Below are 12,399 nucleotides of genomic sequence, written 5' to 3'. Positions count from 1 at the left end.
ATCTAGGTGTCGAGGACCGCGTGAGGCGGCGTTCCGCTCACCGCGATCGGGGTCATCTCCCGCCATCGGTTCAGAGCTTTGGCGTCCCGGGCGGCGAGATGAATTTCGTCCGAGATCGACATGAGCGCCGCGCCTGCGTCTTGCAGCGTTCTGGTGAGGCTGGCCGTTGTGTGGAACGAGATGTGGCCGTTGCGCGCAGAGGCGTACCACCAGTCCGGCGCAAGGCTGGGCGGCTGCAGGAGGGTGGAGAAGATCAGGATCCCGCCCGGCTTCAGCAGGTCCAGCATGGCCGTAAACAATGCCCGTTGATCAGGCACGTGTTCGACGACTTCGAACGCGGTGACCCCATCGGCCCGCCAGTGCGGCAGGGTCTCATCCCCATAGAAGGGATCAAAGGATACAGCCTCAACACCTTGATCGCGCAGCCTTTGAGCCGTTCGTCCGTTGCCGCCGCCATAGTCGATCAGCCGTCTGCCCTGAAAATGAGGCGCCAGCCAGCGGGCGAGTCTTGCCGGCCGCTCGTCTTCAAATGGCGGATCGCAGCGTTGATAATCCTCATTGTAAATGCGCGCCTGAAACGTCTCCGGCGGCCAGGCGTGCATCTCAGGAAAGCGCGCAAAACCACACCCGCCGCACTGGGCCAGCGGGGTTTGGCCGGCGTCTTCCTTGTAGAGGCGCGCGCCTTCGAAATAGTCGGCGCAGGATATGTTTAGTTCTTTCTGGAGGACCACCGTCTCGCGGCAGCCGCATACCGGACATGTCGAGTCTTCCGGCGCCGGCATGAACACTCCATGTCATCTGGCTCTGCAGCCCGTTGGCGCGGCAGCCGCGGATCAGGCAATCAGGCCTTTGAGGTATCTTCCGTATTTGGATTTGCCCAGCCGCTTGGCTGCGTCCGCGAGTTGGCGTTCGTCAATCCACTGTTTCCTGAAGGCGATCTCCTCAAGGCAGGCGATCTGCAAGCCTTGGCGCGCTTCGAGCGTGGCCACAAACTGTGCCGCATCAATCAGCGCATCGGGCGTCCCGGTATCCAGCCACGCAAAGCCGCGGCCCAGCCGCTGCACCGTGAGGGCGCCGCGCTCAAGATAGGTCTGGTTGATGCTGGTGACTTCCAGCTCCCCTCGCCCAGAGGGGCTGACTGACGCCGCGATGTCGACAACACTATTGTCGTAGAAATACAGCCCGGTGACCGCGTAATGCGATTTGGGCCGTTTGGGCTTTTCTTCAATGGACACGGCATTGCCGGCCTCATCAAACTCCACCACGCCATATCGTTCAGGATCGTGAACCCGGTAGCCGAAGACCGTCGCGCCCGATGTACGCCTGACCGCCTCGGTGAGCATGGCCTCAAGGCCGTCCCCGTAGAAAATATTGTCCCCGAGGACCAGGCAAACACTGTCGGACCCGATGAAGTCGCGCCCGATGATGAAAGCTTCAGCCAGGCCTCGCGGCTCGGCTTGGACGGCGTAGGTGATCGAAATCCCCCACTGGCCGCCATCGCTCAGCAGCCTGCGGAATGCCGACTGATCTTCCGGAGTCGTGATTATGAGGATCTCGCGCAGGCCCGCCAGCATCAGCGTGGACAGCGGGTAATAGATCATGGGCTTGTCGTAGACCGGCAATAGCTGCTTGGAGGTCGCCAGCGTCATGGGCTGCAGCCGAGTGCCGTTGCCGCCCGCCAGAATGATGCCTTTCAAGCCCGTCCCCTTCGACTGCAGCCGCTGAGATTGTGCAGCATTCAGCCGCTCTGGAACCCGCCAGACCCCTTAGCTTACCTGTACGCAGGCCTGCAAGGGCACGGCGCCGGGCGCTGCAGCCGAACGTCCACCGCCTCCGGGCCTGGTTACGCGCGGCAAATGCCATGCCGCGTCACCTGTGCCCTTGTGGTCAGCAGCGTTCAGCGGAGGACTGGTCCTCAAATCAGCGCCCGGTTCTGGCCAGCAGGCGCGCGGCGGCTTCCGCGACGGCGTCCACCGTCAGATCCGTCATCAAACTCTTGGGGCGCCGCCGCCAGGATTTGACACCGCTTGTGATCTCCAGATGGCCGGCTGGGCCGCGCACCGCAGCACAATCGAGCCCGAACGGCCCGCGGCGCAGCTCGTCGGTCGGCCCGAACAGGCCAAGCGCCGGCGCACCCATAGCCGCCGCTACATGCAGCGGTCCGCAATCATTGCCGATGAAGAGGCGCAGGCGCGCCATGCAGGCGGCGATCTCGCTGAGGTTCGTCATATCCGTCAGGTCAAGTGCGCCGCCTTCCTTCAGCGTCTGCAGCATGGGCGCCCGATCGTGATCGCAGCCGGAGGGGCCAAACACGGCGATCACAGCGCCGTCCATAGGCCCGCCGGGCGAAGTCAGCCGCCGGGCCAGCTCGGCAAACCGGTCTTCGGGCCAGGCCGCGGCAGGATATCGCGCGGCCAGAGACACCCCCAGAATCGGGACGCCGGGTGGAAGCCGTGCATCGGCGCTATCGTGGGCGCCTCCCGGTATGTAGAGGCGCGGGGCGGGCGGAGGCTCCAGATGCAGCACGCCGGCGGCCTCGCGCACGGCGTGCGCGACAATTTTGCTGGCGCGCCGCCTTTCAACCTGCCGGGCCGGAATCATGCGGGTCAGAGGTAACCTCGCAAGGTCCACCATCAGATCCCAATGGCGAAACATGACACGGCGCAACAGGCCTGGCGCATGAAGCCCGAAAGGGCGCGGCCGCACGACAATCAGCCGTTCCAGCCGCGGCGTCTGCGCCATCAGCCCCTGCGCCTGCGGGCCGCAGACAAGGGTGAAGCGGGCTTCAGGGCGGGTGCGCACCAGGTGGTCCAGCACGCCGGAATTGAATACCGCGTGATCCAGTCTTGCGCCTGTGATGAACAGGATGCTCTCCATGCCGGTGGCATAGTCGAAAGCGTTGCGGTTGCCCAGAAGGCTGAGGCACAGCAGCCAGGCTCGCCAACCTGCGCTCCCGGGCTGCGCGCGCTGTCTCTGGACGCGCCGATATCCGGCATGCGCATTCGTTTCTCCTTTCAATTGCCCTGGGCGCGCGGTAGCACTGCCGCACACTAGGGGAATCTTCCGAAAACAACTTAGCGAAGGTGCGTCATGACCTCATCACGTGGGTTTGTCCGTGCAGCCATACTGGCCCTCATTGCTTCAGTGCTGTCGATTGGCAGCGCACTTGCTGCGCCGATCGAACTTTCTGAACAGACCGAGAGCCGGCTTGAACGAGGCGAGCGGATCCACGTGATCGTGATGTTCGACTTTTCCATGCCGCCGATGATTGATGGCAATCTGGCGCGCTACGAAGATGAGATCGGCGACCTGGCGCAATTTCGTGATGAGGCGATACGCGAGACCTTCGGCGTCTCTGCATCCGATCTGGCCAAGAATGCCGACGGCTCCGACGCGCCCCGCATCCTGCCGGGATATGACGGCAACCCTGGTTTCGTGATGACACCCGGCGCGGCGATGGTCCTCAACCGCGAAGAGATCGAACGCCTTGCCGCGTCTCCGCGCGTGGCCCGCATCATCGAAGACGAGCTGTCTGATCCGATCATGGCGGAATCTCTGCCCCTGACAGGCGCTACGGTTTTGCACAACGCCGGCACGACAGGCACAGGGGTCGGGGTCGCGATTCTCGATACAGGCGTGGATCACCAGCACCCCGCCTTCGCCGACCGCATCACGGGCTCGGTCTGCTTTTCGGTCACCAGTGCCGGCCAGAACGCAACGAGCTTCTGCCCGAATGGCGGTCCGATTGACACCGAAAGCGTCGATGCGGGTGACAATTGCGAGAACGAGGCTGATGCGCCGGGCGAAGGCGCCGCAGGCTGCTTCCACGGCACTCACGTGGCTGGCATCGCGTCTGGCGCCACATTCGAAGCCTCGAACGCCCCCGGCCTAAACCTGACCGGCATGGCGCCCGACTCCGACATCATCGCCGTGCAGGTGTTTACACGTTTCGACGATGCAGACATTTGCGGCTCCACGACCCCGCCCTGCACCCGGTCTTTCACCTCCAGCCAGGTCTCGGCGCTGGAATGGCTGTTCTCCAATCACGTCGCGCTGAACCTGCGGGTCATCAATATGAGCCTGGGTGGCGGCCGCTTCTATGACGCTTGTCCGGGCGACTCGCGAGCGACCGTGATCAATAATCTCAGAGACGCCGGGGTCGCGACTGTGATCGCATCTGGCAATGACGGTTTCTCCGACTCCATCGGCGCGCCGGCCTGTATCCCGGGGGCGATCGCAACAGGGTCGACGACCAAGACCGACAGCCTGTCCAGTTTCTCCAATTCGTCGCCTCTGGTCGCCTTGCTGGCGCCGGGGCAATCGATTGATGCGGCGACCCACAGCATCAACGATTCCGGCGAGGCGCGCGCCACGCGCGCCTCCGGGACGTCCATGGCCGCGCCGCATGCCGCGGGCGCCTTCGCGCTCCTGTTCGACGCCTTCCCTAGCGCCTCAGTGGGCGACGCGCTGGCCGCCCTGCAGGCGACCGGCACGCCGGTGACCAACCCGAGCAACAACATCACCCAACCGCGGATCCGGGTCGATCTGGCCGCCCAGATGCTGGAAGGCGGCGGGAACGCCGGGGTGATGGGCGTGACGCCGACAGACTTCTTCGTAACTGAAGGCGCGTTGGATGAACCAGGAAGTTTCGGGACCCGGACATACACCCTTCGCAATAATGGCGGTTCGACCCTGAACTGGACCGTCAGCAGCGATGCGGCCTTCCTGCAGTTCACCAGCCCGGCGCCCGCATCCGCATCCGGACTGGATGCGGCCCTGACCGCGAATGGCAGCCTGGCGCCCGGCGCTACCACCACGGTGCAAGTGTCCGTGAACGCAGCAGCCTTTGGCTCCGCAGGCGAGTATTTCGGCAATATTAACTTCACCACCGGTGGAGGCGACACGACTTCGCGCGCCGCGTACGTGACCGTCACGGCTCCGCCTCCCCCGCCTGTTCCGAATGATGACTTCGAAAACGCTTTCCACCTGAGCGGGCTGATGGTGCAGACGTCATTCAGTAATGAAGGCGCCAGCAAGGAACCAGGCGAGCCCAATCACGCAAACAATGCGGGCGGAGCGTCGGTCTGGTGGAGCTGGCGCGCGCCTGCAGACGGGACGATCCGCGTGGATACAGCGCGAGACCAGGTCGCCGACAATGATTTTGACACCACGCTTGCCGTCTATACAGGCTCAGACGTGGGCGGTCTGACGATGGTCGCACAGAATGACGACTGTCCGGATGCGGGTTCTGGTTTGTTTAGCTGCGTCCAGTTCACCGCCGAGGCAGGTGAAACCTATGCCATCGCTGTGGACGGGTATAACGGGGACACTGGCAATGCCGTTCTGAACCTCCTCCAGATGAGCGCACCGGCGAATGATAACATTGCTGACGCGGTCGAGGTGGTGATCAGCGCTGACGACCCGCTCGGCGGATCGTCGCTTTGGACCACTATCGGCGCCACAGCGGAATCGGGCGAACCGGCTCACGCCGGCTCGGCCGCATTTGCGTCCGTGTGGTTCCGCCTGAACTTCGAGATCAACTCCAGCGCCGTGATTGACACGACCGGGTCTCAGATACCCACGCGGATAGCCGTGTATTCAGGCGCCCCGGGCAATCTGACAGAAGTGGTTTCCGATGCGTCTGAGGAGGATTTCTCCGCTACCGACATGTCACCGCACCCACCGGCAGTGGTGCGTTTCGAGGGCCAGGCCGGGCAGACCTACTTCGTCGCATTTGACGGAGCCCAGGGCATGCTCCGGGCCAACTTCATGCTGGACGCGGTCGAAAACCACCGCCTGCGCGCCGCCGTGCTCCCAAATGCAAGATCCATTCGTATTGGAGACCAGGCGACGGCTTTCGCCACCATCATCAATCCGGCGAGCGCCAATCATGCAGGCGTCGACTGTCTTATTGCGCCTCCGTCAGGCTTCCCTGGCCTGTTCACCTATCGCGAGACAAACCCGTCGACAAACGAACCGGTTGGTCCAAATGATCCTGAGGTGCCGATCGCTCCGGGCGCCGCAAGAAGCTTTGTATTCGCTTTCGATCCGGGCGTGACCTTCAATGGCGAAGTGTTTGCCCCGGTGTTCACCTGCGCCAATATCGCGCCGGCTCTCACGGTCGAAGGCGTCAACACCATGGTGCTGACATCTGCCGCTGATGAAGTCCCCGATCTGATCTCGGTTGCCGCGACCATTGGCAGCCAACCCGGCGTCTCTGTGCTGCCTGCCGGTGGCGCGACGGCGTTTGCGGTTTCCGCGATCAATATCGGGGCGCCGTCGACCGCGGTTCAGGTCTCGCCGGAAGCCACTGTTAACGGCCTTCCGGTGAACCTGTCGATCTGCGAAACCAATCCGGACACGGGCGTCTGCCTCTCGCCCAGAACGGCCAGCGTGACTGCGCCCTTCGATCAAAATGCGATCCGAACCTTCTCTATCCGGGTCGAAGGCCAGGGTCAGGCCATCGCTTTCGCCCCGGCCACAAACCGGATCGAGGTCCGCTTCGTCGATACGGGTGGCAGCGGCGTCCTCGTCGGTGGCTCAAGCGTCGCGGTCCGTACGTCGGAGTAACTTTTCCGACTGACGCGGCCAGCGTCTCGCGTGTCAGCACAACCCGAAGCCCGTGGCCAAGGGTTGTGCTGGTCTCCGCGGACGCGCAACGGTCAGACGGACGACAGGCGGAACGGCGGGACATGGCCACAGGCTTGGCCGCTCGCGCCGGTTCGTTCAGGATAAGCGTCCATACTCAACGGGCGCCGAATTTGGTCAGTCACGTATCTGCTTGCGGGCTTTGGCTCCCTGCAGATCCAGTCGAGGGACTTGCACATGCTCAATTCAATCGCGACTGCCGGTGTGGTGCTGCTGCTGGCGGCTGCGCCGGCCCATGACGATATCCGCATTGAGCAGGCTGACGGCGTCTGGCGCGTGTCTGCAGACGATCAGCGCCTGGGTGACGTCCTGCATGGGTTGGGCGCTCAGGCCGGTTTCACGCTCACAGGCGCGGAGCGGTTTGCGAGCGAGCGGGTCTTCAATGTCGCTCTTGAAGGCTCCTTGGAACACGTGCTGCAGGCCCTGCTGCGTGATCGTGACTACGTGCTCGTCTATGACGAGACGGCCGCAGCGGACACGTCCGGTCAACGCCTGGTGCTTCTGTCCGGCCGCATGGGCGCGGACCCCACCCCGAGCCAGCGGCCCGAGCCCCAGCGCCTCGCCGACTCGTTCGAGGCCTCGCCTGAAGACACGGCCCGTCTGGCGGCCATGCTCCAAAATCAGGTCCAGCCCTATCTGTTCGCAGAGCAGGACGACACGCAGGATCGTGGCGCGGGGGCGCCTGTATCCGCCACCGGCGGTGCGGCCGGGGCGGCAGCGCCTGACCGCGGCCCCGCTGGCGACGCGGCCCAGCCCGAAGCGGCATCAGACGCACAAATGGCTGAAGCAACCCGACGCGCGCAGGCCGATCTCAGGGCGCTTGTGAACGCCCTGCGCCAGCACGAAAGCCAGTCCAGCGAAGGCTGACTGCCGCCCTTCCTGCGCCGGAGGGGGTTGGAACTGAAGACCCCTGCCAGGGCGGCCAGCCAGGCCTGAAGCCCTGTCTGAATACAAACAGGCTCGACGAGCGCGTCGACTGCGCCTTAATCGCTTTGCCCCACCGGCAAGCGCCATCGCGAATTGCCTTGGGTCACGATCACACTGTCTGCATTCACGCTGTCGATCCGCCAGCCATTGAAGGTTTCGCCGGCATAAATGCGGCGGCTTTCGCCCCCTTCGCGCACCAGCACCACCGTCAGGCCATCGGGACCGGAGATCACACCGGAAATCAGGAAGGACGGACGGACATCGTCCTGCGCACGCATCACCGGCGCAGGCATGGACGGCTCTTGCAGGGTCCGGGGCGGCGGACGGCGCGACGCCGCAAACAGCGGACGCTGATCGATCACATCAAAGGCCTCAAAGTCTGGAAGAAACGGGCCGGCGTCAGCCACCGGGGCGCCGTCGACGCGCGACGAAACAGCCGGCTGCTCCGGCTGCTCCCAGTACGACCGCCGCGCATAGTCCAGAGCGACGAGCACGGCGAGCAAGCCTGCAACGCCGAACAGAATGACCTGGCGGCGATTCATGGCGAAACCTGCGGGTATCGGCGTGCTTCCACCTGAGCGGTGAGGACGAGCCGGCCCCCCTCACCCGATGAGGCCAGCCGCATACGTGTGACGCCCACCGCAGGAGGCGCCGCCTCTACGGCGTGGATAAAGCGCGCCAGTTCGCCCAGCCCCCCTTCGGCTTCAACCTCCAGCGAAATGCGGATCGGCTCGCCGGCGTCCTCGGCGGAGAACCGCACCCGCGTCAGCGATGCGCCTGCCGACCGGGCGGCCACGGCCAGCCGGTCCTGGAGCTCCGCGCTGGCCTCGGCCCGCGTTGCGCCGCTGGCGAGAAAACGGGACGGGTCGGCCGATGCGGCTGATTGAGCACGTTGTTCGGTCGCCGAAAGCGCCGCCCTCGTCCCCATCCAGGCGCCCGCCGTAGCCCCGGCTGAACCCAGTGCGGCCACCACGATCACCGCGCAGGCGGTGACGGATAGCATCCGGCGCGTTGCAGGGGTCATGATTCTGCTCCGTCGCCGGGCCGATGAGACAGGACGATCTCGAACCGCTCCAGCCCATTGCCATCGTCGCGCACCGTGGCGCCGGCAAAGGCGGCGCCGTCAAACTCCGGCGATGCATCCAGCGCCCGCAACGCCGCCGCCGCGTCGGCGGCGAAGCCGTTGATCCGCAATACGCCATCGCGATAGTCGAGCGCGGTCAGATAGGCGCCGTCGGGCAGGCGGCGCGACAGGTCGGCAATCGCCGCGGTCGCCGATCCGGCTGACGCCTTGACCTGCGCCTGCGCATTGGCCGCCTCGGAGACAGGGCCGGCGATCAGACTGCCTCGCCGCTCATCCAGCTGCGGCTGCAGGCGCAGAGCCGTATCCGCCCAGCCTGCCGCCGACACGATCAAGGCCAGCGCGGCGATCCCCATGGCCCAACGGAACACGGACCGGTGGCCGCCCGCGCCTCTTTTGCCTGTCCGCAAATCATAATTGGGCGCCCCAAGCGGCGCGGCGCCCTCCAGATCGGTGGCAACCGGAGCCAATCCCAGCGAAGCTGCGCGTTGGAGCGAGGTTTCAAGCACATCCTTGCGCACGATGGCCAATTGCACCTGCAACCAGTTTTCGTTGTCGGGGTCGGACTGATGATGTTCGATGGCCAGCACCACATTGGCAGGCGGCAGCGGCGACAGGCGCGGCAAGGCCAGGCGGGCGGCGGCGTCGAGATGCGAGGCTGCGGCGACGGGGAACTTCGTCACCGTACGAAATCCGAGCGGCTGGGCGAAGCGAAGGACAAGGGGCCCGGACCGGGACAGGGCTGCGATGTGCGCCCGCGCTTCGCTGTCCGGCAGGTCATTGGGGATTTCCGCCTCAGCGCCGTGCGTATCGAGATAGCGCATGCCGCCGACTTCGACCCGCAAGATGCGCCACCGCCGTTCAAGGACCGTGCGAACCCGCGGCATGGCGAAGGCCGCCGAATCCACATCCTCCCGCCAGGCGGACAGCATCGAGGCCAATGGGGTCCCCAGCGTCGTCATAGGTCTGCATCCGCCTCCAGAACGCCCCCGGCCTCGCCCAACTTCATGGGCCTGCGCCAGGTTATCTGAAACTCCCCGTTCGCTCCCATCAAGGCAAGCCCGATTTCCCGGGCCATGGCGGCGCCCGACGGCGCCCGCGCCTCTGCGAACACAGCCACTTGCCCCCCGGTCACCGGCGTCTCGCCTTGGCTGGCGAGCCCGCCGCCCCCGCGCCGCGCCGCCAGAATTTGCCGCGTCCGGGACACAGGCAGATCGAGGGCCAGCAGCAGTTCGGGCGGCGCGAAGGCCGGCTCGGGCGCCGGGGCGCCAATCACAGTCAGATAAGGACGGGCAGCCTCGTAGAGCGCTCCGTCCACGCCGATAATGCGGCGGAATTCCTCTGGCGCCAGCAGAGGCCGGCGGCCGGGCTGCGCGAGGCCGGCGGCGGCATAGGCGGGATCAAAGCGCGCAACGGTGTCGAGCGATGGCGTGCGCCACGCCTGGAGCCCCTGAGCCACGCGAGACGCCTGGCGAAACTCGACCCCGAGCCGAACCAGCAAGGCCTGTAACACGCCGGGATCGCCCTGATTGAGATCAAACCGGCCGGTCTCGGCGATGACCCGGACTGTCACGTCTACATCGTCGATCCGGACCGTGTAGGCCCGTCCGTCAGGGACCCAGCGAGCGGCGTCATCTTCAAGCGTCAGGCCGACAGCCGCACGCGCCGCTGCGCTTTCCAGCGCCAGACGCAGCCGCGCCTGCTCATGATCGGCCAGCGAGCCGCGCAACGACACCTGCCCCGCCATCGCGGCCAGCGCTGCAACCACGGACAGTCCGCCCAGCAGGGCGACAATCGCCACCAGGATGACGCCGCGCCGCGCGGTCATTGCGGCCCCTCCGCTTCGGGTGGCGGCGGCGGCTGTTCAGCGTCACCGGCCTCGGCGGGCGCAGGCTCCGGCTGCGAGGGGGCGGCCGGCAGGCGGGCGATCATGATCGAGCCGTCCATGGTAATCCGCACAAGAGCCGGCAGAACCGGCTCATCACGCCATTCCTCACGCCAGGCGAGATCCGGTCCGGCGTACGCAAAGCGGGCCGCTGAATGGATGACGGCCAGCGGCCAGGTCTCGCGATCGCTGCCGTCTTCGTTGAACCCGGCCACATCGAGCAGAGGACGGCGCGTCAGGGTGAGCGTCAGCAGCCCGTCGGCGGACTCAACGGTGATGCGGTACTCATACAGCCCGGCGGTGGATGGATAGCCCGGGTCCGCCGCGACAAAAATCAGCCCATCAGCCACGCCATGAAACAGCGCCAGACGCGATGAATCAGCTGCCGGGCCTGGCCCCGTCAACGGCACAGCCCGCTCCAGCCGCTCGCGCGCCGCGCCCAGCCCGGCGGAAACCGCCTCGCGCTCAATACGGCCACGTTCAATGGCGCCATGCATCGTGAGCGCCCGGCGCACGCCCTCAGCGCAGATGCCCAGAGCAAGCGCGCTGACAAACAGCGCAACCAGCAGCTCGGCCAGTGTCAGGCCCGCACGCGTTGAGCCAGGATGCGCTTTTATCATTGCGGCGCCTGCGTGGTGGCGGCGCGCTCCACGGCCAGTGAAATCCGGCGTCCCGATGGCGCCAGCACCTCGGCCTCCAGGTTCAGCAGTTGGCGCTCATAGGGAGCCGGAGCCGGCGATGCATGGACCCGCCAGCGCCAGCCATCGGTCTCTCCGTCTTGAGCGTCTCCGGCGGCGAGCTGGACCTGCGCCAGCAACGCTTCGGCCAGACGCACGCCCTGAGCCACCTCGGTGGCGGCGCGCTCGCTGCGCGCGGCATTGGCATAGATCTGATAGATGGCCACGAATCCGGCCGCCGCGACGAGCATCGCCACCAGCGCTTCAACCAGCGTGAAGCCGGACCTATTGCGTCTGCTCAGCGGGCGCATGTCCAACCTTTCCGGTGATCCAGTCGACATTCACCGAGCCGCGCATGCGCCCGTGCTCGATGTCGAAACGGCCGCCGGTGGCGCCGCCGTCCGGCAGGAACCGCACCGCTGCCCGCCTGCCAACCAGTTCTGAATCGGCGACCCGGGCCTCGATTTCGACGGCGCCAGGCAAGGCCCTGACCTGTCCGCGCGGGGCGACTTCTACGGTGTGCGCGTCCAGATCGATGATTACGAGGGCGTCACGGCCGCTCATGCGCGCGTCGGCCCGGGCCATACGCGCCGCGGTGTCGATCATTGATGCCGCCTTGCGTATCTCGGCCGCGCTGGACGGCATGAAAAGTCTGGGCGCGACCAGCGCGACGATGAGCGCGACAATCGCCAGCACCACCGTCAGCTCGATCAGGGTATAGCCGCTGCGGCGGTGCTCCCTAGCAGGCGCTGCGCGCGATATCTTCATCTTCTCCCGTTCCGCCAGCGACGCCGTCGCGCCCGTAGGAGCGGATGACGAAGCAGTCCATCGAGGCGCGCTCGTAAACATAGGGGTTCCCCCAAGGATCATCCGGAATGCGCCCGCCGGGAAGATATGGTCCGGCCCAGTTACGCGCATCCGACGGAGCGGAAATCAGCGCCCCCAGTCCGGCGGCGGCGTTGGGATATTGCCCGACCTCCAGGCGGTACATTTCCAGGGCGCTGGCGAAATTGGCCATCTGCGCCTCGGCGGCCTGGACCCGGGCGCGGCCGACATAGCGAATGATGTTGGGCGTCACCAGGGCGATCAGGAGCGCCAGGATAAGCAACACAACCATAAGCTCGGTCAGCGTGAAGCCGGCTCGTGCGCGCCGGGCGCGCCGGCGATGATGCTTGTTCATG

At 65.8% G+C, this 12,399-nt stretch carries 13 protein-coding genes; 2 read left to right on the top strand and 11 right to left on the bottom strand.

The features are described from left to right. Nucleotides 1–2: 2 nt before the first annotated feature. From L2D01_03920 to L2D01_03910, 3 genes are all read right to left on the bottom strand, one after another. Nucleotides 3–782 (bottom strand): class I SAM-dependent methyltransferase, encoded by a 780-nt coding sequence (locus tag L2D01_03920; protein ID WBQ10933.1) that lies wholly within the window; start codon nt 780–782, stop codon nt 3–5. A gap of 51 nt (nt 783–833) precedes the next feature. Beyond that, a complete protein-coding gene (gene rfbA / locus L2D01_03915; GenBank protein ID WBQ10932.1) occupies nt 834–1,697 on the bottom strand; it encodes a glucose-1-phosphate thymidylyltransferase RfbA in 864 nt (287 codons plus the stop codon). 223 nt (nt 1,698–1,920) lie between these two features. After that, entirely contained in the window at nt 1,921–2,877 is a 957-nt protein-coding gene (locus tag L2D01_03910) for a glycosyltransferase family 9 protein (protein WBQ10931.1), read from the bottom strand. 213 nt (nt 2,878–3,090) lie between these two features. On the opposite strand from L2D01_03910, the gene L2D01_03905 reads away from it, so the two are divergent. Both L2D01_03905 and L2D01_03900 read left to right on the top strand, forming a co-directional pair. Next, nucleotides 3,091–6,570 carry a S8 family serine peptidase gene (locus L2D01_03905; GenBank protein WBQ10930.1) on the top strand — a complete coding sequence of 1,160 codons (3,480 nt, stop codon included), beginning with the start codon at nt 3,091–3,093 and terminating at the stop codon, nt 6,568–6,570. A gap of 255 nt (nt 6,571–6,825) precedes the next feature. Continuing rightward, nucleotides 6,826–7,515 carry a hypothetical protein gene (locus L2D01_03900; GenBank protein ID WBQ10929.1) on the top strand — a complete coding sequence of 230 codons (690 nt, stop codon included), beginning with the start codon at nt 6,826–6,828 and terminating at the stop codon, nt 7,513–7,515. Nucleotides 7,516–7,631: 116 nt separating this feature from the next. Here L2D01_03900 and L2D01_03895 read toward each other — a convergent pair whose 3' ends face one another. Genes L2D01_03895 through gspG form a run of 8 tightly spaced genes read right to left on the bottom strand, consistent with a single transcriptional unit; the run spans nt 7,632 to nt 12,398 of the window. Continuing rightward, complete coding sequence (locus tag L2D01_03895; GenBank protein ID WBQ10928.1) at nt 7,632–8,117, bottom strand: hypothetical protein; 486 nt, start codon at nt 8,115–8,117, stop codon at nt 7,632–7,634. Continuing rightward, on the bottom strand, nt 8,114–8,599 hold the full coding sequence (locus L2D01_03890; GenBank protein WBQ10927.1) for a type II secretion system protein M: 486 nt from the start codon (nt 8,597–8,599) through the stop codon (nt 8,114–8,116). The genes L2D01_03895 and L2D01_03890 overlap by 4 nt, the downstream gene beginning before the upstream one ends. Beyond that, complete coding sequence (locus L2D01_03885; GenBank protein WBQ10926.1) at nt 8,596–9,618, bottom strand: PilN domain-containing protein; 1,023 nt, start codon at nt 9,616–9,618, stop codon at nt 8,596–8,598. Before L2D01_03885 ends, L2D01_03890 begins: the two co-directional genes overlap by 4 nt. Next, on the bottom strand, nt 9,615–10,484 hold the full coding sequence (locus tag L2D01_03880) for a general secretion pathway protein GspK (GenBank protein WBQ10925.1): 870 nt from the start codon (nt 10,482–10,484) through the stop codon (nt 9,615–9,617). The genes L2D01_03885 and L2D01_03880 overlap by 4 nt, the downstream gene beginning before the upstream one ends. Continuing rightward, nucleotides 10,481–11,161, bottom strand: coding sequence for a hypothetical protein (locus L2D01_03875; GenBank protein ID WBQ10924.1), 681 nt, complete (start codon nt 11,159–11,161; stop codon nt 10,481–10,483). The genes L2D01_03880 and L2D01_03875 overlap by 4 nt, the downstream gene beginning before the upstream one ends. Continuing rightward, on the bottom strand, nt 11,158–11,529 hold the full coding sequence (locus L2D01_03870) for a prepilin-type N-terminal cleavage/methylation domain-containing protein (GenBank protein WBQ10923.1): 372 nt from the start codon (nt 11,527–11,529) through the stop codon (nt 11,158–11,160). The genes L2D01_03875 and L2D01_03870 overlap by 4 nt, the downstream gene beginning before the upstream one ends. Continuing rightward, nucleotides 11,504–11,986 (bottom strand): prepilin-type N-terminal cleavage/methylation domain-containing protein, encoded by a 483-nt coding sequence (locus tag L2D01_03865; protein ID WBQ10922.1) that lies wholly within the window; start codon nt 11,984–11,986, stop codon nt 11,504–11,506. The genes L2D01_03870 and L2D01_03865 overlap by 26 nt, the downstream gene beginning before the upstream one ends. Next, complete coding sequence (gene gspG / locus L2D01_03860; protein WBQ10921.1) at nt 11,958–12,398, bottom strand: type II secretion system major pseudopilin GspG; 441 nt, start codon at nt 12,396–12,398, stop codon at nt 11,958–11,960. Before gspG ends, L2D01_03865 begins: the two co-directional genes overlap by 29 nt. Nucleotide 12,399 lies beyond the last annotated feature (1 nt).

This window comes from Hyphomonadaceae bacterium ML37 (assembly GCA_027627685.1).
Taxonomy (GTDB): Bacteria; Pseudomonadota; Alphaproteobacteria; order Caulobacterales; family Maricaulaceae; genus Oceanicaulis.
Note: the sequence above shows the minus strand (reverse complement) of the source record. Positions and strands in the feature narration are given on the sequence as shown.